General features: G+C 72.2%; 20 protein-coding genes. 10 read left to right on the forward strand and 10 right to left on the reverse strand.

The annotated features are described in order from the left end of the window. The first annotated feature begins 96 nt into the window (after nt 1-96). Nucleotides 97-1,050 (forward strand): helix-turn-helix domain-containing protein, encoded by a 954-nt coding sequence (locus J4557_RS17825; RefSeq protein ID WP_208267774.1) that lies wholly within the window; start codon nt 97-99, stop codon nt 1,048-1,050. A gap of 55 nt (nt 1,051-1,105) precedes the next feature. Here the strand turns inward: J4557_RS17825 and J4557_RS17830 are convergent, their stop codons facing one another. Further along, complete coding sequence (locus J4557_RS17830) at nt 1,106-1,567, reverse strand: nuclear transport factor 2 family protein (protein ID WP_208267776.1); 462 nt, start codon at nt 1,565-1,567, stop codon at nt 1,106-1,108. Nucleotides 1,568-1,653: 86 nt separating this feature from the next. On the opposite strand from J4557_RS17830, the gene J4557_RS17835 reads away from it, so the two are divergent. The 4 genes from J4557_RS17835 to J4557_RS17850 all read left to right on the forward strand — a co-directional run bounded on the left by J4557_RS17835 (nt 1,654) and on the right by J4557_RS17850 (nt 4,753). After that, a complete protein-coding gene (locus J4557_RS17835) occupies nt 1,654-2,217 on the forward strand; it encodes a TetR/AcrR family transcriptional regulator (RefSeq protein ID WP_208267778.1) in 564 nt (187 codons plus the stop codon). Nucleotides 2,218-2,354: 137 nt separating this feature from the next. After that, nucleotides 2,355-2,861 carry a peptide-methionine (S)-S-oxide reductase MsrA gene (gene msrA, locus J4557_RS17840; protein WP_208267780.1) on the forward strand — a complete coding sequence of 169 codons (507 nt, stop codon included), beginning with the start codon at nt 2,355-2,357 and terminating at the stop codon, nt 2,859-2,861. 132 nt (nt 2,862-2,993) lie between these two features. Next, nucleotides 2,994-3,503: a hypothetical protein gene (locus J4557_RS17845; protein ID WP_208267782.1), complete on the forward strand. Its 510-nt coding sequence runs from the start codon at nt 2,994-2,996 to the stop codon at nt 3,501-3,503. Between the two features lie 164 nt (nt 3,504-3,667). After that, nucleotides 3,668-4,753, forward strand: a complete 1,086-nt coding sequence (locus J4557_RS17850) for an L-type lectin family protein (RefSeq protein WP_208267783.1) — start codon at nt 3,668-3,670, stop codon at nt 4,751-4,753. Between the two features lie 119 nt (nt 4,754-4,872). Here the strand turns inward: J4557_RS17850 and J4557_RS17855 are convergent, their stop codons facing one another. Continuing rightward, a complete protein-coding gene (locus J4557_RS17855) occupies nt 4,873-5,268 on the reverse strand; it encodes a RidA family protein (protein WP_208267877.1) in 396 nt (131 codons plus the stop codon). 137 nt (nt 5,269-5,405) lie between these two features. Between J4557_RS17855 and J4557_RS17860 the strand changes: the two genes are divergently transcribed. Then, the gene (locus J4557_RS17860) at nt 5,406-6,374 is read left to right on the forward strand and encodes a helix-turn-helix transcriptional regulator (protein WP_208267785.1); all 969 of its coding nucleotides are present in this window, start codon (nt 5,406-5,408) and stop codon (nt 6,372-6,374) included. 7 nt (nt 6,375-6,381) lie between these two features. Then, a complete protein-coding gene (locus J4557_RS17865; RefSeq protein WP_208267787.1) occupies nt 6,382-7,074 on the forward strand; it encodes a hypothetical protein in 693 nt (230 codons plus the stop codon). A gap of 41 nt (nt 7,075-7,115) precedes the next feature. On the opposite strand, the gene J4557_RS17870 is transcribed toward J4557_RS17865, so the two are convergent. Continuing rightward, nucleotides 7,116-8,288, reverse strand: a complete 1,173-nt coding sequence (locus J4557_RS17870) for an epoxide hydrolase family protein (RefSeq protein WP_208267789.1) — start codon at nt 8,286-8,288, stop codon at nt 7,116-7,118. 81 nt (nt 8,289-8,369) lie between these two features. Here J4557_RS17870 and J4557_RS17875 point away from each other — a divergent pair, with 81 nt between their 5' ends. Next, on the forward strand, nt 8,370-8,945 hold the full coding sequence (locus J4557_RS17875) for a CGNR zinc finger domain-containing protein (RefSeq protein ID WP_208267791.1): 576 nt from the start codon (nt 8,370-8,372) through the stop codon (nt 8,943-8,945). 256 nt (nt 8,946-9,201) lie between these two features. Here the strand turns inward: J4557_RS17875 and J4557_RS17880 are convergent, their stop codons facing one another. Further along, entirely contained in the window at nt 9,202-9,972 is a 771-nt protein-coding gene (locus J4557_RS17880; protein WP_208267793.1) for an MBL fold metallo-hydrolase, read from the reverse strand. A gap of 146 nt (nt 9,973-10,118) precedes the next feature. Here J4557_RS17880 and J4557_RS17885 point away from each other — a divergent pair, with 146 nt between their 5' ends. Then, entirely contained in the window at nt 10,119-10,742 is a 624-nt protein-coding gene (locus J4557_RS17885) for a tetratricopeptide repeat protein (protein ID WP_208267795.1), read from the forward strand. Between the two features lie 20 nt (nt 10,743-10,762). Here J4557_RS17885 and J4557_RS17890 read toward each other — a convergent pair whose 3' ends face one another. Next, nucleotides 10,763-11,134 carry a MerR family transcriptional regulator gene (locus tag J4557_RS17890; protein WP_208267797.1) on the reverse strand — a complete coding sequence of 124 codons (372 nt, stop codon included), beginning with the start codon at nt 11,132-11,134 and terminating at the stop codon, nt 10,763-10,765. A 48-nt stretch (nt 11,135-11,182) separates the two neighbouring features. Between J4557_RS17890 and J4557_RS17895 the strand changes: the two genes are divergently transcribed. Next, a complete protein-coding gene (locus J4557_RS17895) occupies nt 11,183-12,058 on the forward strand; it encodes an NmrA family NAD(P)-binding protein (protein WP_208267799.1) in 876 nt (291 codons plus the stop codon). A 51-nt stretch (nt 12,059-12,109) separates the two neighbouring features. Here J4557_RS17895 and J4557_RS17900 read toward each other — a convergent pair whose 3' ends face one another. The 5 genes from J4557_RS17900 to J4557_RS17920 form a co-directional block, all read right to left on the reverse strand. Then, nucleotides 12,110-13,291 (reverse strand): oxygenase MpaB family protein, encoded by a 1,182-nt coding sequence (locus J4557_RS17900; protein ID WP_243775910.1) that lies wholly within the window; start codon nt 13,289-13,291, stop codon nt 12,110-12,112. Then, complete coding sequence (locus J4557_RS17905; RefSeq protein ID WP_208267801.1) at nt 13,284-14,273, reverse strand: polyprenyl synthetase family protein; 990 nt, start codon at nt 14,271-14,273, stop codon at nt 13,284-13,286. The genes J4557_RS17900 and J4557_RS17905 overlap by 8 nt, the downstream gene beginning before the upstream one ends. Further along, the gene (locus J4557_RS17910; protein ID WP_208267804.1) at nt 14,270-14,536 is read right to left on the reverse strand and encodes a hypothetical protein; all 267 of its coding nucleotides are present in this window, start codon (nt 14,534-14,536) and stop codon (nt 14,270-14,272) included. The genes J4557_RS17905 and J4557_RS17910 overlap by 4 nt, the downstream gene beginning before the upstream one ends. A gap of 134 nt (nt 14,537-14,670) precedes the next feature. After that, nucleotides 14,671-17,433, reverse strand: a complete 2,763-nt coding sequence (locus J4557_RS17915; RefSeq protein WP_208267806.1) for an ATP-binding protein — start codon at nt 17,431-17,433, stop codon at nt 14,671-14,673. A gap of 255 nt (nt 17,434-17,688) precedes the next feature. Then, complete coding sequence (locus J4557_RS17920; protein ID WP_208267808.1) at nt 17,689-18,522, reverse strand: LuxR C-terminal-related transcriptional regulator; 834 nt, start codon at nt 18,520-18,522, stop codon at nt 17,689-17,691. Between the last annotated feature and the right edge of the window lie 18 nt (nt 18,523-18,540).

Here is an 18,540-nt window from a genome sequence, read left to right on the forward strand (position 1 = left end):
CGAACATCGGCAGCCGGCTTGCGGAGCCGCCCCGCGGAGCACGGCTCCGGATCAGCGAGTCATTTCGAGGTCCAGGTGAGATTGCGGAGCTCTGATGTGCCGCCGGCCGATCGGGTCGACTGGTGGCGCGAGATCACCTCTCGCGATCTCGTTCCCACCGCGATCACCGTCGGTGACGCGGGGGGCTTCCAGGCGGCGGCGGACCATCTGCAGCTGGGAGCGGCAGGGATGTCCGCTCTCGAGTTCACGTCGCTGCGGTCGGATCGGACCCGCCGTCTGATCCGCAGCTCGGACCCCGAATGGTGGGAGTTCGGGTTCGTGCGGGCCGGGACGATGCTGCTGGAGCGCGACCGCACCCGGACGGTCGCGGGAGCCGGTGACATGCTCCTCTTCGGCACTTCCCACCCCTACGAGGCGCATGCGTTCGCCGATGCGGAGCCGGCCCGCCTGTTGCTGCTGCACATTCCCAGGAGCTGCGTCCCGTTCCCGGAGAGGCGACTGCTCGGTTCGGCGTCGAGGCCGTTCCCCTCGCAGTCCGGGCCGGGAGCGCTTCTCGCCCGCTTCATGGCCGGGTGCGCCGAGCAGATGGCAAGCCTGGACGCGTCCGTCGCCCGCCATCTGGAGCCCGCGGCGATCGGGCTCGCGACGGCCTTCGCCGCGAGCCTGATGGGCGAGGAGGACCGGATGCCTCCGACGCGGCAGGAGGCTCTCGCGCTCCAGGTCAGGACGTTCGTGCTCGACCACCTCCACGAGCCCGGCCTCTCTCCCGCGGTGATCGCCGCCGCGCACGGGATCTCCGTGAGATATCTGCACCATCTCTTCCACGGGAGCGGCGAAAGCGTCGGCGAATTCATCCGGTCCCGACGACTCCGGAAGTGTTGCGCGGACCTGCTCGACCCCGCGCTCAAGAACGTGACCGTCTCGGAGGTGGGAGCCCGGTGGGGCTTCCAGGACGGCTCCTCCTTCAACAGGGCGTTCAAGGCCAGATACGGCATCCCTCCAGGCGAACACCGCCGCCTGGGGGGCCCGAGGCCGCACAACGGCGGCTGACGGCCAAGCCCGCCGGCACCGCCGGCACCGGCACGCATGGACGTCGGCCGGGGTGCTACTGGAGCGGGATGTCGATCCCGCGTTCGTCCTCGGGACGGGGGCCGTGGATGCGCCTGTCGGCTTCGGCGATGGCGACGTCGTTGATGCTCGCCTCGCGGCGTCGCATGAGGCCGTGCTCGTCGAACTCCCAGAGTTCGTTGCCGTAGCTGCGCCACCACTGGCCTTCCGCGTCGTGCCACTCGTACTGGAACCGGACGGCCATGCGGTTCTCGCGGAATCCCCAGAGGCTCTTGCGCAGCGCGTAGTCCAGCTCGCGCTCCCATTTGCGGGTCAGGAACGCGACGATCTCGTCGCGGCCGCTGATGAAGGCGTCCCGGTTCCGCCAGACCGAGTCCGGTGTGTAGGCCGACGCCACGCGTTCGGGATCACGGGTGTTCCAGGCGTCCTCGGCCGCCTGGACTTTCTGCAGGGCGGTCTCCCGCGTGAAGGGCGGGTAGGGCGGGCGATCTTCCGGCATGGTGGCCTCCTCGCGTTGAGAACGGTCGTTCTCTGTCGATGGGCGCTACGCTAGAGAACCATCGTTCTCAATGTCAAGGAGGCGCGGTGCCCGCCCCGATCACCGAGGAGCAGACGCGGTCGGACCGTGAGGCCCTGCTCGACGCGGCGGAGAAGCTCTTCTACGAACGAGGGATCCAGGCGGTCGGCATGGACGACGTCCGCGCCGCCTCCGGCCTGCCGCTCAAGCGGATCTACCGGATCTTCGCCGCCAAGGAGGATCTCGTCGTCGCGATGCTCCGGCGGCGCGACCGGCGGTGGAGAGGAACCCTGGCCGCCCACGTGGACCAGGTCCCCGATCCGCGCGACCGGGTCCTCGCGGTCTTCGACTGGCTCGCCGAGTGGTTCGCCGAGCCGGGCTTCCGCGGGTGCGCCTGGATCAACGCCCACGGCGAGCTCGGCCCCTCGTCCCCGGCGGTGCTCGCCGAGGTCCGAACGCACAAGCAGGCGTTCCACGACCAGATCGCCGCGTGGGTCCGGGCCGCCGGATCGTCGGCGGTCGAACCGGTCTTCCTGCTCGCCGAAGGAGCCATCGTGACCGCCGGCATCACCGGCGACCCCGCCCCCGCCCGCCACGCGCGCACGGCCGCCGCGATGCTGCTCAGGACGTAGGTCCCCACCGCGCCAGACGACTGGTCAGCGCCCTTTTCCTTCGCAGCGGGTAGGACCATCGGCCACAGCGGCCCCACCGGAATAACGCCGGCGCGATGCCCGCTGTAACCATCGACAGAGGACACGAGGGAGAGAACATGGCAACCGAGAGGGCCCTGCTCGCGGGCGGCTGCTTCTGGGGGATGGAAGAGCTGTTCCGCCGGCAGCCCGGAGTGGTCTCCACGCGGGTGGGCTACAGCGGCGGCGACGTGCCCAACGCCACGTACCGCAACCATGGGTCCCACGCCGAGACGATCGAGGTCGTCTACGACCCCGACCGGACCGACTTCCGGGCGCTGCTCGAATTCTTCTTCCAGATCCACGACCCCACGACCCTGAACCGGCAGGGCAACGACATCGGGACGAGCTACCGCTCCGCGATCTTCTACACGTCGGACGAGCAGCGGAAGGTCGCCGAGGACACCATCGCCGACGTCGACGCGTCCGGCCTGTGGCCGGGCGAGGTCGTCACCGAGGTGACCGCCGCTGGCGACTTCTGGGAAGCCGAGCCGGAGCACCAGGACTACCTGCAGAAGTATCCGAACGGCTACACGTGCCACTTCCCCCGCCCCGGCTGGAAGCTGCCGAAGCGGACCGAAGTCTGACACCACGGGACGGCGCGGGCGTCAGCCCGCGCCGTTCTCGCATGCGACAGCGGACATCCTCCGACCGCGAACGAGATCGCCTCCGCGTGCGTCATAGCGAGGGCCGGGGCTCCCCTCGCATGAAGGACACGCATGTCACAGCGGAGAATGAGCCTTGCCGGCGCCCTCGTCACGATCGTGGGCTGGCTCGCCGTCGCCCTCCTGCCCCTGCTCTTCGGCCTTTCCGACGCCCGCCTGGCGTTCGGTCTCACCGGCACGCCCGGTACGGCGACGGTGGAGCGGTGCGTCGACTACGGCTCGGGAGACGACGAGCGGACCGAGTGCCGCGGACGCTTCGTCCCCGACGACCGCGGGACGGCCGCCCGCACCGTGGGGCTGCCCCCCGAGTCGGACGAGGGCGAGAGCTTCCCGGCCCGGCTGCAGCCCGATGGCGAGCGGGCTCGGCCCGCCGACCTCAAGGGCCGCCTGTCCGCGCTGATCCTGCCCGCTCTGGGCCTGCTCTTCCTGATCCCCATGCCCCTGGGGCTGAACTACCTGCTCGCCGACCGCCGGCCGGGGCGGCTCCTGCGCTACCTGACGGCGGGCGCGGCGGCGGTGCTGGGCGGCGTCTGCCTGGCGGGCCTCGTCGCCTCCAACCTCTGAAGGCGAACGGGTGACCCTCCCATGGGAGGACACGCGTTTTCGTCATGATCGGACTTGCCCATCTCCATGACTGAGGTAATGCGCGGCTTCCCGGGCGAATTCGTGGTCACATGATGACGGTGGCAGGGGCGGCGGTGTGAACCTCGCACAGGGGAGTCGGCGATATGAGAAATGGGGCGCTTCGCGTCGTGGCGTCGATCGCGGTCGCCATGACCGCGACGGCCGCCGCGTCGGCCGGACACGTCTCGGCGGCCCACCGGAAGCCGGGATCGCTACTGGTGGGCGAGTCGTTCACCGGCGCGCGCGCCGACCCGCGTTTCATCGGGTACGGGGCGGCGTGCCTGACGGGCGCGCCGCGCGGGAAGGCGCCGGCGGAGGCCACGAACCATCCTCTGGGAGGGTGCCGCCGGGATCCGGCCGGCCCCGTGCCCCCGGGCGGCGCGGCGCGGCACGGGTACCTGCAGCTCACCGATGCCCATGTCGAGCAGACCGGCGCCGTGCTGTTCGACTCGCCGATCCCGGCGAGGGAGGGGCTGGAGGTGACCTTCGAGCAGTGGCAGTACGGGAACACCACGCGTGCGCCCGCGGACGGGATCTCGTTCTTCCTCACCGACGGCGCGGCGCGGCTCACCACGCCGGGCGCCTTCGGCGGAAGCCTCGGCTACGCCCAGAAACTGCCGGACGATAGCAGCGATGGCCAATTCGTCCCTGGCGTCAACGGCGGATACCTCGGTATCGGGCTCGACGTGCTGGGGGATTACTTCGGCGACGGAGAAAGGCGCGGAAACGGCTGCGAGCGGCGTTCTCCGGCCGGAACGGCGCTCCGCCGGCCCGCTCCGGGACCCAATGTCGTGAGCGCCCGCGGCCCCGGTAGCGGGAACGACGGCTACTGCCTGCTCGCCGCCACGACGGGGAACGCGACGACCGAGGGCCGCTGGCCGTCGACGCTTCCCGGCCGGCTCCACGGCGATCTGAAGAGGATGCCTTCCGGTGCGACGCCCGGACGGGCCGAACGGCTGCTGGAACCGGTGAAGAGGACCGTCCGTGTCAGCGTGTCGTCCTCGCCGGAGCCGATGGCGACGGTCGACGTCGACTTCCGGGACGGACGGGGCTTCCGGCGGGTGCTCCGATTCCCCGCACCCCGGCCTGTCCCGGACACCGTGAAGCTCGGGTTCGCCGCGTCCACGGGACCGCTCACCGACGTGCAGCTGATCCGGCGCCTCACCGTGCGGACGAGCCGCTCGAACTGAGGCCCGGGCGGAAGCACGAGCCGAGCCGCCCGCGTGCCGACCGGCCCTGCGCGCGGGCCCACAGGCCCGCTGCTCGTGCCGGTACGACCGGCACGAGCAGCGGAGGCGGCGTGGCCGTGTCACGCGACGGCGGTCCCCTCGAGCTCGACCATGAGGTCGGGGACCGCCAGCCGTGTCACCCCGAGCATCGTGGTGGACGGTGCCGCCCCGGCGGCGCCCAACCGCGACGCCAGCACGCCGTAGTGCTGGAACAGGAGATCGACGTCGGTGGTGTAGACGTTCACCCGGACGAGGTTCACGAGCGACATGCCGGCCTCGCCGAGAACGGCCTCCAGGTTGTCGAGGCTCAGCGCCAGCTGCGCCGCCATGTCACCGGGGTGCCGGGGCCTGCCGTCGCCGCTCATGGCGGCCTGCCCCGAGCAGTACAGAGTCCGGGTGTGCCCGGAGACGATCTCGCCCTGGTGGTATCCCATCTCCACCGACCACGCCCACGGGTTGACCGCCGTTCGTTCCACTGCCACATCGGCTCCGTTCGACTCGTCGAGTGCGCGGACGCCGACCGGCTCGGTGGCCGCCCGGCGCCGGCGCCGTGCCGATGACCCTCCCAACGAATCACGACATCCTGTGTCGTGTATTTCAGTAGGGTTCACGCATGCGCGCCGACCGGTTGGTCTCGCTGGTGCTGCTGCTGCGCCAGCGCGGTCGGCTGTCCGCGGCCACGCTGGCCCGCGAGCTGGAGGTGTCCACCCGCACCGTCCTGCGCGACATCGAGGCGCTCTCGGCGGCCGGCGTCCCGGTCTACGCCGAACGCGGCCGGCACGGCGGGTTCGCGTTGCTGCCCGGTTTCCGGACGGAGCTCACCGGACTGAACCACGACGAGGCCCTCGCCCTGCTGATCGCCGGATCACGGCGCGGCGCGCAGGCGTTCGGGCTCGGCTCGGCGCTCGCGTCGGCCATGCTCAAGGTGGTCGACGCGCTCCCCGAAGGCCATCGGGACGCCGCGGCCGGAGCGGTCCGGCGACTGCTCATCGAGCCGGAGACCGACCTCCTCTCGCGCCGGCTGGCCGCCGAGGAGGTGCCCGACGCCGTCGTCGCCGAGGTCCGGCGCGCGGTGTTCGCCGGGCACAGGCTGCGCATCCACTACGCGGCCGTGGGCCAGGCCCCGAAGTGGCGCACGGTGGACCCGATCGGCCTGGTCACCGTGCGCGGCCAGGGCTACCTGCTGGCCACGAGGTCCGGCGAGGACCGTACCTACCGGCTGTCCCGGGTCCTGGCGGCCGAGGAACTCGCCGAACCCGCGCAGCGATCGGACCGGGTCGATCTGGACCGGGCCTGGCAGGAACGCAGCACGCGGTTCCGGACCGGCGGCGACCAGGTCGCCGTCCTGGTGCGGGTGGATCCGGCGCGGCGAGAGGAGTTGGCGGCCACCGCGCTGACCGTCCGCGCCGAGGAGGCCGACTCGGACGGCCGGCTGCGCATGGAGGTGACCTTCCAAGATCCGAGGCACGCCGAATGGGCGTTGTGGCAGCTCGCCACGGACGCGGAGACCCTGGCCCCGCGGTGGTTGCGGAACTCCCTGCGCGACCGCGCCGCCGCGATCGCCGCATGCCACGGAGCATAGGAGACTCGTGACCGGGACCGACACCGAGAAGCACCCATGGGATCCTTTCGGCACGCTCCGCCGGGTCCTGTGGATCAGCGGCGGGCAATGGGCCGGTAAGTCCACCGTCGCCCGGCTGCTGGCCCTCCGGTACGGGCTGACCGTCTACCACTACGACCACCACGACGCCCGCGGCCACAACGACCGACGGATCGCTCGCCGCGTCAGGCTCGGCCAGTCTCCCGCCGGCCCGGACCCCGACCGGATGTGGGTGAACACCACCCCGGAGGACATGGCCGCCGAGACACTGGCCGGCTTTCCGATCCGGTTCGAATGGGCCTTGGACGACCTCCGCTGCCTGGTGTCCGGGCGCCCCATCATCGCCGAAGGCTGGGGGCTCCGCCCCGAACTGGTCGCCCCGATCGTCGGCTCTCCCCGGCAGATGGTCGTCATGGTGCCCACTCACGCTTTCCGCGACCGCCAGCTCCACGAGCTCCCGCGAGCCGCCACCATGGGCAGTGGCGTCAGCGACCCCGTACGAGCCCAACGCAACCGGCTGGAGCGGGACCGTCTCGTCGCCGACGACGCCGTCCGCTCCGCCCAACGCCTCGGGATCCGCGTGATCGAGGTCGACGGATCCCGCGACGCCGCGGCCATTGCCGACATCGTCGCCGACCACTTCAGCCCCTACCTGCCGCCGCCCGAGGACCACAGCGCTTGAGAGCACGCGCAGGGCCGGGGGAGGGTGCGCCCGAGCCGTGTTCACCGACGAGCGGCCAGCACTGCCGCGAGGCCTTCTTGGAGGTCCTTGACGAAGAACTCGGGGACCTCGAGCGACGGGAAATGCCCCCCGCTCTCGGGTGACCTCCACCGGACGATCTGTCGGTACCGCTCCCGTGCCCACGGGCGCGGACACTTCTCGATGTCGCGGGGATACATGCTGATCGCCGACGGGACGTCGACCCGGAGTTCGGGGTCGAGTGAGTTGTGGCTCTCGTAGTAGATGCGGGCCGCCGACGCGCCGGTCCGCGTCAGCCAATAGAGGGTGACGTCGTCGAGAACGCGGTCCCTGGACACCGTCTCGAACGGGCCGTCCTCGGTGTCCGACCATTCGGCGAACTTGTCGAGGATCCAGGCGAGAAGCCCGACCGGTGAGTCGACGAGCGAGTAGCCGATGGTCTGCGGTCGGGTGGCCTGCTGCTTCGCGTACGCCGCGCGGTGCCGCCAGAAACCGCGGGTCTCCTCGGTCCACCTGCGCTCGGCCGCCGTCAGCCCGTCCGTCGTCACCCCGGGCGGTGCCTCCGCGAACGTCGTGTGGATACCGAGGACATGCGCCGGGAACCTGCCGCCGAGAACCGTCGTGATGTTGCCTCCCCAGTCGCCGCCGTGGGCTACGAACGTTCCGTAGCCGAGCCTTCCCATCAGTTCCACCCATGCGGCCGCGATCTTTTCGGTTCCCCATCCGGTGGCGGCCGGCTTGTCGCTGTAGCCGAAGCCGGGTAGCGAGGGGGCCACGACGTGGAACGCCGGGGCGTCCGCATCCTCCGGATCCGCCAGTTCGTCGATGACGTCGACGAACTCGGCAATGCTGCCCGGCCAGCCGTGCGTCATGATCAGAGGAGTGGCGTCCGCACGCGCGGATCGACGGTGCAGGAAGTGGATCCCCAGGTCATCGATGGTCGTGCGGAACTGGCCGAGACGGTCGAGGCGCTCTTCGAACGACCGCCACTCGTACCCGGTGCGCCAGTAGTCCACGACGTCGACGAGGTCGGCGAGAGGAACGCCCTGGTCCCATCGGCCAGGGCCCGGCGCGGCGCCACGGACCGTCTCGGCCTCCGGTAGCCGCGCAGCGGCCAGTCGCGCGCGGAGATCGTCGAGGTCGGCGTCGGTCGCATGGGCTTCGAATGCGTGCACGTCGCTGGTCGGACGGGACATCGAACCTCCTGGACATAACGGAACCGTCTAAGACGGTTCTACATGCGCTCGCGCCGACGTGCAACCGGCTAAGGTGGTTCCATGCGTGCTGGGTTCCCTGACTTCCGCCTCGGCAGCGTGCTGGCGACCAGCTTCACGGCGACGCTGACGGAGCGCCGCGGCGACGCCGTCGAGCGCATTCCCACACCGCAGCGACTCGTCGACTGGCTGGCGGTGAACGGCCTCGCCGTGGACTCCTGCACCACTGCCCAGCTCGACCTCGCCCGGGAACTGAGGGAATCGATTCACCTCGCAGCGACGGCGGCGGCGATCCAGGAGGCTCTCCCCGCGTCTGCCGTCCACGTCATCAATGACTGCAGCGTTCAGGGCCGGGCCGCTGCGATCCTGACGCCCGAGGGGAAGCGGCGGTGGCGGCTCAGCTCGGCTTCCCGGGTGGAGGATGCGCTCGGCGTGATCGCCGCCGACGCGATCGACATCATCGCAGGTGAACGAGACGGGAAGTTGGCTCTGTGCGCATCACCGACCTGCCGGGCCGCCTTCTTCGACACCAGTCAGAGCCGCACCCGCAAATGGTGCGACATGAACACGTGCGGAAATCGCCAGAAGAAGGCGCGCTTCAACGCAAAGCAGCGGAAGCTCCCCGGCTCGGCGGAGTAGCGTCCACGGCAGGCCGATCGGCCAGGGTCACGCCACGGTGGTCGCCGGGGCACGGAAGGGCCGGTCCCCACCCGGCACCGCGGGGAACGTCCGCCGCGGTCCTCCCTCCAGATCACCCATGTGGCCAGTGTGTCCGGACCAGTGGCCGAAGTCGTGATCATCGCCGCGTGTCCTTCGATCACCTTCGGTGAGACCGTGCTGTCCAGCCGGTCGAGCTGTGCGGCGACCTGCGGCAGCGTTCCCGTCGCCTGGTGGCTCAGCCGACGGAGAAGGTGGCCCCGGGCGCGGCGTATTCGATCGGACCGTCGAAGCGTGTCGAGGCACGCGCCACGGCCTGCTGCGGGGTGAGGAAACGCCCGACGTGCGTGACGACCAACCGTCCCGCCTTGGCCTCGCGGGCCGTGTCGCCCGCCTCCTCCGGCGTGTGGTGGACCTGTTCGCCCGAAGCCGGGGCCCGGACGCTTTCGGCCTCGCACAGCAGCACGTCGCACCCCTCGGCCAGACTCGTCAGGCCGGCGCAGGGGGCCGTGTCCCCGGAGTAGACCAGCGACCGGCCTTCGGCCTCCACGCGCAGGCCGAAAGCCGGGATGCCGTGCGCGACCGCCCGGCTGGTCAGCGTGAGCGCACCGACCCGCACCTCATGCCCGTCGTGCAGTTCCTCGATGGCGAAGGCGGATTCGACCGGGCTGCGGGTGGAGGTGTTGGTGAGGAAGTGCGCCAGCCGGTCGGCGATGCCCGGCGGACCGTAGAGGGGGATCGGATCGGCGAGTTCGATGTCGGCGTAGAGCGCGCCGTAGTAGGCGGTGAGCAGGTCCGCGCTGTGATCGGCGTGCAGATGCGAGATCCAGATCGCGTCCAGCTCGTCCAGCCGGGCGTGCCGCTGCAACTGAGCCAGCGTCCCGCTGCCCGCGTCCACCCACACCCGTGTGCCTCCGCCGGACACCAGGTAACCCGAACAAGGATTGTCCACGGTCGGGTACGGCGTCGCACAGCCAAGGACCGTGAAACAGAGAGGATCGCTGGTCATCCGCGAAGTCTAGGACGCGTGATCCGCAGGTCTCGACGAGCGCTCCCGCAGCTCTCATTGACGCGGCGCTTTCGGCGCCGTCGGTGACGAAGGTGTGATGTCGCCCGGCGTAGCGCGATCATCGAGATGGGTGCAGCATTTCGATCATGCAGGACGTCTACGAACAGGGCGAGGCCCTGTACTTCGGCGGGGAGTACGCCGAGGCGGAACCCTTGCTCCGCCGCGCTGCCGAGGAGGGGCACGCGCACGCCCCGTACCGGCTGGGCCGCTGCTGTCAGGAACTCGGCCGCCTGGAGGAGGCCGTGCGCTGGCTGCGTGTCGCCGCCGAGCACGGCGACACCCTTGCGATGAACGATCTGGCGCTCTGCCTGGAGGATGGGAACCGAGCCGAAGCCGTCGTCTGGATGCGCCGTGCAGCCGAAACGGGATCCCAGGCCACCGCCGCCTACAACCTGGGCATCTTCCTTGAGGAGGACGGGAATCTGCAGGAGGCGGAGCGCTGGTACCGAGAGGGCGCCGATTGCCTCTACTTTCCGGCGGCCCGCAACCGGCTGGCGTTGCTGTTGGAACTGACGGGCCGTGACGATGAGGCGGAGACCTGGTATCGGACGGCCCTGGAAGAAATGGCCGCGCACGAGGATCCCGACGAGCAGGACGACGACTACCAGGCCAACACGCAGATCCTGCTCGACCTCGCCGGCCTTCTGGAACGCACCGGCTGGCCCGGCGAAGCCCGCGATCTGCGCTGGCAGGCCGCCGGGCGCTCCTGAAGGATCAGCGGGCGGGCGGCTCAGGTCTCGCGGACGAAGGTCGCGCAGTCCGGGCAGTCGTCGAGGTAGCGATGCCGGCACTCGGCGGTGTGCCGCAGGAAGGTGATCGCCCGCTGCCGCTGGACGACTTCGCTCTCGAGTTCGGCGATCTTCGCCTCGACGACCGCCTGCGCCGCCGATTTCGTCGGCGCCATGGCGGCGGTTACCTCGGGCAATGAGAGCCCGACGCGCCGCAGCTTCAGGACCGTGCGCGCCTGCTCCACGGCGTTGTCGTCGTAGACGCGGTAGCCGTTGCCGTCGCGGCGCACGGTGAGCGCCCCGACGTCCTCCCAGTGCCGCAGCACGTGGGCTTCGATCCCGAGTTCCGCGGCCACTTCTCCGATCGTCTTCACCACGCGCGCCTTGCCTTCATGTCGACCTGAACCCCTAGCGTCTCGATCATGCCTGACACCACCGGCCCGACGGGCCCCGCACGCCGTTCATCGATCCTGGTCACCGGCGCGGCCGGCAACCTCGGCCGTGAGGTCGTCGCACGTCTCCGAGCACGCGGTGCGCGCGTACGAGGCCTTGTACGGGACCAGGGCGGACCGCGCCCCGGAGCCGAGTGGGCGGTCGGCGACCTCACGGACCCCGCTGCCATGCGCGCGGCGCTCGCAGGCGTCGACGCCGTCTTTCTGATCTGGCCCCTGCTCGACTCCGCGCCCGCCCAGGACATGGTCGCGGAACTCGGCGCGGCGGCACCCCGCGTCGTCTACCTGTCCTCGACGGCGATCGACGACCGAGCCGTACGCCAGAGTGATCCCATCGTTCAGGTGCACGCGGACATGGAAGCCCTGCTCCGCGAGGCCGGCCTGCGGCCCGTGGTGCTGCGGAGCGACACGCTGGCGTCCAACGCCCGCGGCTGGGCGCCGCAGGTGCGGGCGGGCGACGTGGTGTCGGGCCCGGAGATCGCGCGCACGGCCGTCGTCGACGAGCGCGATGTCGCCGATGCTGCGGCGGCCGCGTTGCTCGGGCACCACGACCGGCACGAGCCGTACCTGCTGACGGGGCCCGAGGTACTGAGCCGCGCCGACCAGGTCGCTCTCCTCGGTGCCGCGCTCGGGCGCCGGCTGCGCTTCCGAGCGGTCACCGCCGACCTCGCGCGGTCACGGATGCTCGCGGACGGTCGTCCCGAGCGGCTGGTGGAAGCGCTGGTCGCCGCCTCGCTGCGCCGGCCGGAGTCGGACCGCGTCACCGATCACGTCGAGCGCCTCACCGGCCGGCCCGCCGGCACCTTCGCGAGGTGGGCCGTCGACCATGCCGCCGAGTTCGGGTGACGAGGAGCCGCGGTACGGCCCGCCCGCCGATCACGGAAGGGACGGCGCGGCCTATGGGGTGGTGATGGGAGGCGGAGGGCTCCACCGGCCGGTGGCGGGGACGCCGTGGGCGGGTTCGAGGTCTTCGGGGAGGGCGTAGTGCATGACCCGGCCGCGCGTCAGGGAGGTCAGTTCCAGGCGGGTGATCAGGCGTCCGAGCCGGTCGGAGACCTGGGCGGCCCAGGGGCCGCGGTCCTCGAAGCGTTCGAGGACGCCGAGCAGCGCGGGGGCGATCTTGATGATGTCGTCCCAGCGGGACCGGGGGACCTGGAGCCAGTCGGCGGCGGTGTCGCCGACCAGGAACCGGATCAGGGCCGGCACCACGGGGTCGAGCAGGGTGCCCGGGACGACCTCTTCGTACAGCTCGATCAGCTGGCGGGTCAGGTGCGCGCCCTCGTCGGAGGGGCCCATGTGGCGCAGCATGTAGCGGTCGGAGAACTCGCGGGCGGCCCGCAGGTCGGGCGGGATGACGGCCGGGTCGCAGCCCAGGATCGCGCCGACCACGTACCAGGCGTAGTAGTAGGCCTCGGCGCCCTGCTGCGTCATGTGGACGCCGAGGCGGTCCAGGGCGTCCAGGACCTGGATGCTGAACATCATCAGCCCGCCGAGCATGTCCTCCTGGCAGATCGCCACGGGCTCCGGCCAGCGGCCGGCCTCGCGCAGGTGGCGGCGGATGGAGGCGTGCAGCAGCCGCACCTTCTGCGCGGACGGCAGGAACCGCCCGCCCGCCTCGAAGGCGTCCGGCTGCATGAGGTAGATGGTGAACTGCCCGGTCTCGGCCATCCGGCGCGACGGGTAGTCCAGCGAGTGCGTCGCCGACAGCAGCCTCGCCACGTGCGGGACCATATAGCAGGCCGGCATCGACGCGAACGACAGCGCGGTGGAGATGTGCACGTCGTTGTCGATGAAGAACCGCCGGGCCTCTTCCATCACCGTCCAGTCGACCCAGTCGGGCGCGGTGGCGGTGGCGCGCAGGTAGTCGCGGGCGGGCTCGGGCAGCCCGTCGGGGAGCGGCTGCCCGGACGTGGTGAACCAGCGCATCAGCGTGTTGAACCGCGCGACGTGGCCGCCGGTGAACAGCGCCTCCACGGTCGCGTCGGCCGGCTCGTCGCCCTGGAGCCGCAGGGCGTCCATGAAGGCGTCGTCGTAGCGGCCGGTGCCCGGCAGGTCGGGGGAGGCCGGAGCGTCAGGCATCCGCGGTCACCTCATCGATCAGAAGGGTCAGGGCAAGGGTGGTCTCGGGCGCGAGCCGGACGCGGGCCAGCGCCGTCCGCGCGGCGCCGGCCCGTTCGCCGATCATCCGCCGCACCTGGTCGGCGGCACCGGAACGGCGCATGATCTGCCGGACCCGGTCGGCCTCGGCGCCGCCGACCGCCCCGCGCAGCAACTCCCGCAGCTCGTCGCGGTCGGCTCGGCCGGCGCGTTCGAGGGTGAGGGCCAGCAGCGCGGTCGGCTTGCGGCCCGCCAGGTCGTCGAGGTCGGACTTGCCGGTGACGTCGGGGTCGCCGAACACGCCCCACAGGTCGTCGCGGAGCTGGAACGCCTCGCCCAGCGGGCGCGTGTACCCGGCCAGCGCCTCCAGCGTCGCCGGGGCGGCGCCGCCCAGCACCGCGCCGATCCGCAGCGGCCACTCCACGGTGTAGGAGGCGGTCTTGAACCGGACGATCCGCAGCGACCGCCGGACGTCGGCGGGCCCGCCGGTGCTCAGCAGCTCCAGGCACTCGCCGGCGATCAGCTCCCGGCCCATCGCCGTCCACATCGACACCGCCCGCGCCAGGAACGCGCGCGGCAGTCCGGAGGCGTGGAACAGATGCCCGGCCCAGCCCAGCAGCAGGTCGCCGACCATGATCGCCAGGCCGTCGCCGAGCCGCTCGTGGGCCGTGGTGCGGCCCCGCCGCAGCGAGCTGCGGTCGATGACGTCGTCGTGGACGATCGCCGCCGCGTGCACCAGCTCCAGCGCCGCGGCGGCCCGCACCATCGACTCGGCGTCGGGCTGCCCGGCCGCCCGCCACCCCCAGTAGCAGAACGCGGGACGGATCCGCTTGCCGCCCGCCACCGACACGCGCGCCTGCTCGGCGACCGGCGCCAGGTCCGCGTCCAGCGCCACCAGTTCGGCGACCTCGGCATCGAGGAACGTCTCCAGCGCCAGGTCGACCCGGGTCCGGAGCTCGTTCATCGGCTTCGGTCAGGGGCCGCGTCCCGGTCGCCGGGAGCACCGCGTTCGCCGACCCGCCGGGCCAGGACCTCCATGTGGGACTCGGACCTCGGCGCCGCCCGGCCCCACGCCAGCTCGCCGCGCGCCCGCAGCTCCCGGCGGACCTCGCCCAGCCCCGGCAGCCGCCGCAGGACGCTCCGCGCGCCGTCCAGCACCACGTCGGCGACCCCCGCGACCAGATACACCACCTCGTCGCGCGATTCGGCGGTCTCATCACGACTCATCGGCACTCACCGTTCCGTTGACGACACCGAAAGTAGTAACACGAGGTCGTCGGGCACGTCCCCGGAACGGTCACTCAGGAACAAGCGGCTGTCCCCGAGGCGATATGGGCCGGACCGCGGCCCGGTCCGCCGCGCTAGCTCGCGACGAGGCGGCTGAGCGGGACGCCGTCGAGCTGCTTGCGCGAGGTCACGTTCAGCTTGGTGAAGACCTTGCTCAGGTGGTACTCCACGGTCCGGGGGCTGATGAACAGCTGGGCGGCGATCTCGGGGTTGGACAGGCCGTCGCGGGCCAGCCGGGCGATCTGCGCCTCCTGGGCGGTGAGCTCGCCGGCGGCGTCCGCGCCGCGCCCGCGAGCGGTCGCCCCGGTGGCCAGCAGCTCGCGGCCGGCCCGCCGGGCGAACGCCCGCATGCCGATGTCGGTGAACATGTCGTGGGCCTCGCGCAGGTGCGTCCGCGCGTCGGTGCGCCGCCCCTCGCGGCGCAGCCACTCGCCGTACAGCAGGTGCGCGCGGGCCAGCTCGGACCGGAAGCCGGTACGGCGGAGCCGGTCGACCGCCTCGCGGTACCCGCGCTCGGCGTCCTCGCCCTCGCTGAGCAGCGCCCGGGACCGCGCGTAGATCCCCTGCGCCCAGTCGGTCCGGGCGATGGCGGTCACCTCGGTGAGCCGGCCGAGCGCGTCCATGGCCGGCCCGGTCCGCCCGCTCCTGCAGGCCGCCTCGATCAGCTCGGGGAGGGCCCACATGGAGACGTACAGTTCAGGTGCCTGCTCCGCGGCCTGACGTGCCTTCACCAGCGCTTCCTCGTAGGAGCCGAGCCCGTTGAGGAGGACGGCGGATATCCACTGCGCCATCTGGACCCCGCTCCCTTGGCCCGCGGCCTGGGCGGCGGCGGCCACGGCCTCGATCGTCGAGGGGTCCTCGGCCTCGTCCCCCCGGTAGCCGGCAAGGATCAGGGCCGCGTGGCGGACGAAGCCCGCACCCGTCGCCGCCGCGAGCTCCTTCTCCTCAGCGGCCAGCGAGACGGCCGCCGCGAAATCGCCCCGCCAGATCGCCATCAGGGCCATCGGACCCAGGTAGAGCGCCAGCTGCGTGAGCATGCCGGTCTCCCGGCAGAGCTGGACGTCGCGGGCCAGGATCGCGCGCCAGTGCTCCTCGTCCCACACCAGTGCCGCGGCGGCCAGGGCCACCCGGCTGCACTGAAGGCGCTCCGCCAGGGGGATGTCGTCTTCGGCGACGACCCGCGCCGCCTCCCTCAACGCCGGTGCCGCCTCCGCGCGTCCCTCGGTGACCAGCAGGGACAGCCCGTCCACCAGCAGGTCCAGCGGACGGGGCCCGCCCGCGGGCGAGGGGGCGGACTGCGCGGCCCGGGAGACTTCGTGCAGGTCGCCGGCGCCCGCGGACCGGCCGGCGTAGACGGCGGCGAACCACGCGTCGAGGTAGGTCTGGCGTGCGAGCGCGACGTCCAGCGTCTCCAGCTGCTTGGCCGCCTTCAGCAGCAGCCCCGGGGCATCGCTGCCCCGGCCGGAGGCGAACGCGAGCCGTCCGCGCAGCAGGGCGGCGCGGGCTTGCTGGAGTTCGTCCAAGGGACCGGCCGTCGTGAGGGCGAGCAGCTCCGCCGTGACGTCCAGCGCACCGGCCTGGAAACTCGCCTGTGCCGCCTCCAGGGCGCGTTCGGCCCGCGGGGCGGGCTCCTCCGTCAGCTCGACCGCGCGCCGCAGGAACGACGCCGCCGCGGCGACGCCGCCGCGGGCCCGTGCCCGGTCCGCCGACCGCTCGAGCTCCGCGGCCACGTCCTCGTCGGAACCGGACGTGGCCGCCGCCCGGTGCCATGCCCACCGGTCGGGATCGCGGTCGCGGTCCGTCACCTCGGCCAGCGCCCGGTGCGCCGCCCGCCGCTCCGACGGCGACGCCGCCGAGTACACCGCCGACCGCACCAGCGGATGCCGGAAACGGACCAGCGTCCCGGCCTGCAGCAGCCCGTCGGCCTCGGCGGGCTCCACGGCGGACGCCGGGACGCCGAGGCGCTCGGCCGCCCGCCGGATCAGCGCCGGATCGCCGGCCGCCTCCACCGCCGCGACCAGCATCAGCGACCGCGTGTCGGCCGGCAGCGCCTCCAGCCGGCGGCGGAAGCCCCGCTCGATCCGCTCCGGTACCGGCTGGGCCCCGGCCGGCCCGAGCGCGCCCGCCAGCTGCGCCGGGTCCAGCCCCCGCGGCAGCTCCAGCAGCGCCAGCGGGTTGCCCTTCGTCTCGGCCAGGATCCGGTCCTGGACCGGCTCGTCGAGCCGGAAGCGGACGACCGACCGCAGCAGCACGCGGGCGTGCTGGTCCGGAAGCCCCCGCACCTCCAGGTCGGTGAGCCCCCGGTACTCCTCGCCCGGCTCGCGGGCGGCGAAGATCAGGCCCACCGGCTCGGCCAGCAGCCGCCGCGCCGCGAATCCCAGTGCCTGCGCCGACGCCTGATCCAGCCAGTGCACGTCATCGATCACGCACAGCAGCGGTCGCTCCTCGGCCGCCTCCGCCAGCAGCGTCAGCACCGCCAGGCCGACGAGGAACCGCGCCGGCGCAGGGCCCTCCCGCAGCCCGAACGCGACGCTCAGCGCGTCACGCTGCGGACCCGGGAGGGCGTCGAGCCGGTCCAGCAGCGGAACGCACAGCAGATGCAGCCCGGCGTACGTCAGCTCCATCTCCGATTCCAGCCCCGCCGCCCGGGCGACCCGCATGTCCGCCGCCGCGCCGACCGCGTACTCCAGCAGCGCCGACTTGCCGACCCCCGCCTCGCCCCGCATCACCAGCGCCCGGCCGCGTCCCGACCGGAGATCCTCCAGCAGGCCGTCGAGGGCCGCGCGCTCAGGCAGCCTGTCCAACAGCGCCGGCGCCGGCTCAGGTCCCGTCCGCATGCCGTTCTCCCTACGCAGTTCAGAGTCGGCCCGTCAGGTGGCCGAACAGAGGAGGCCCTCCGGCGGTCGGGGCTGCACGCGTTGGCGCGTCCGTGCAGGCCAAACCACCCGGAACAAGTTATAGCCCCTGATGTCACCGTTGCCTGGAGACGACCCGGCGGCTCCTCAGAACCGGCGGGGCATGACCGGCGTGCGCCGCCGGCCTCGCGGACGGCACTCGGGCAGATCTTGGGTGGTCGGCTGCCGGTCGCCGGCTCAGGGGAGGAGGCCCTGCCTCCTGGAGATGACCACTGCCTCGTGCCGGGTCCCGGCCCCGAGCTTGGACATGATGGACTTCATGTAGCTCTTGACCGTGTAGGTCGTGAGGCCGAGCGCCGCGGCGATCTGCGGGTTCGCCAGGCCGCCGGCGACCAGGGCCAGGACGTCGGCCTCGCGGCCGGTCAGCGCGACCCGCGGTCCGGATGCGGCCGGGTCGCGGCCGGAGAGGCGCTCGGCCTCGCGCAGGAGTTCCTCCCGCATCCACGGGTCGGCCGTCCGGGCGGCGAGGAGCCGGAGGCGGGCATAGGCGTCGCGGGCGGACGCGCGCAGCCGCCGGTTCTCCTCGCGGACCTCCTCGCCGGTCCGGGGCTCCTCGGCCGCGTCGATCACCTCGGCGGCGACGAGGGCGTGTTCGAGGGAGCGGGTCTCGCCGACGACGGCGTCGTAGATCCGGTCGCCGATGATCCGGTCCCCGCGGAACGCGGCGTAGACGACGGCGACGGTCCGTCCGGCCACCACGACGGGCACCGCCGCCATGGAGCGCAGCCCTTCGGCCTGGATGATGCGGTCGTAGTCATGGGTGATCTGCGGGGTCCGGCAGTAGTCGTTGACGACGATCGGCCGGCGGATCGAGGCGGCCTTGCCGCCGAGCCCGTGCCCGACCGCCAGCTTCACGCCCGCCAGCGGTCCCACCAGGGGACCGTCGAAGTGCTTCAGCAGAACACCGGCCTGATCGACGCGCCCGCCGAAGGCCAGGGACACCCCGGTGGCGGACCTGACCCGGGCCACGGTCGCCTGGAGCCGCTCGGCCAGCGGCCTTCCCGCAAGCATCAATGCCCTCTTCGGAGG

Source organism: Actinomadura nitritigenes (assembly GCF_017573545.1).
Taxonomy (GTDB): domain Bacteria; phylum Actinomycetota; class Actinomycetes; order Streptosporangiales; family Streptosporangiaceae; genus Spirillospora; species Spirillospora nitritigenes.

What these genes read in the sequence shown, in the direction of transcription:
- J4557_RS17830 (WP_208267776.1), bottom strand. Translation starts at nt 1,567, where the DNA reads ATGCCGGAAGATCGCCCGCCCTACCCGCCCTTCACGCGGGAGACCGCC.
- msrA (WP_208267780.1), top strand. Translation starts at nt 2,355, where the DNA reads ATGGCAACCGAGAGGGCCCTGCTCGCGGGCGGCTGCTTCTGGGGGATG.
- J4557_RS17845 (WP_208267782.1), top strand. Translation starts at nt 2,994, where the DNA reads ATGTCACAGCGGAGAATGAGCCTTGCCGGCGCCCTCGTCACGATCGTG.
- J4557_RS17850 (WP_208267783.1), top strand. Translation starts at nt 3,668, where the DNA reads ATGAGAAATGGGGCGCTTCGCGTCGTGGCGTCGATCGCGGTCGCCATG.
- J4557_RS17860 (WP_208267785.1), top strand. Translation starts at nt 5,406, where the DNA reads ATGCGCGCCGACCGGTTGGTCTCGCTGGTGCTGCTGCTGCGCCAGCGC.
- J4557_RS17870 (WP_208267789.1), bottom strand. Translation starts at nt 8,288, where the DNA reads ATGTCCCGTCCGACCAGCGACGTGCACGCATTCGAAGCCCATGCGACC.
- J4557_RS17875 (WP_208267791.1), top strand. Translation starts at nt 8,370, where the DNA reads ATGCGTGCTGGGTTCCCTGACTTCCGCCTCGGCAGCGTGCTGGCGACC.
- J4557_RS17880 (WP_208267793.1), bottom strand. Translation starts at nt 9,972, where the DNA reads ATGACCAGCGATCCTCTCTGTTTCACGGTCCTTGGCTGTGCGACGCCG.
- J4557_RS17885 (WP_208267795.1), top strand. Translation starts at nt 10,119, where the DNA reads ATGCAGGACGTCTACGAACAGGGCGAGGCCCTGTACTTCGGCGGGGAG.
- J4557_RS17895 (WP_208267799.1), top strand. Translation starts at nt 11,183, where the DNA reads ATGCCTGACACCACCGGCCCGACGGGCCCCGCACGCCGTTCATCGATC.
- J4557_RS17900 (WP_243775910.1), bottom strand. Translation starts at nt 13,291, where the DNA reads ATGCCTGACGCTCCGGCCTCCCCCGACCTGCCGGGCACCGGCCGCTAC.
- J4557_RS17905 (WP_208267801.1), bottom strand. Translation starts at nt 14,273, where the DNA reads ATGAACGAGCTCCGGACCCGGGTCGACCTGGCGCTGGAGACGTTCCTC.
- J4557_RS17910 (WP_208267804.1), bottom strand. Translation starts at nt 14,536, where the DNA reads ATGAGTCGTGATGAGACCGCCGAATCGCGCGACGAGGTGGTGTATCTG.
- J4557_RS17915 (WP_208267806.1), bottom strand. Translation starts at nt 17,433, where the DNA reads ATGCGGACGGGACCTGAGCCGGCGCCGGCGCTGTTGGACAGGCTGCCT.
- J4557_RS17920 (WP_208267808.1), bottom strand. Translation starts at nt 18,522, where the DNA reads ATGCTTGCGGGAAGGCCGCTGGCCGAGCGGCTCCAGGCGACCGTGGCC.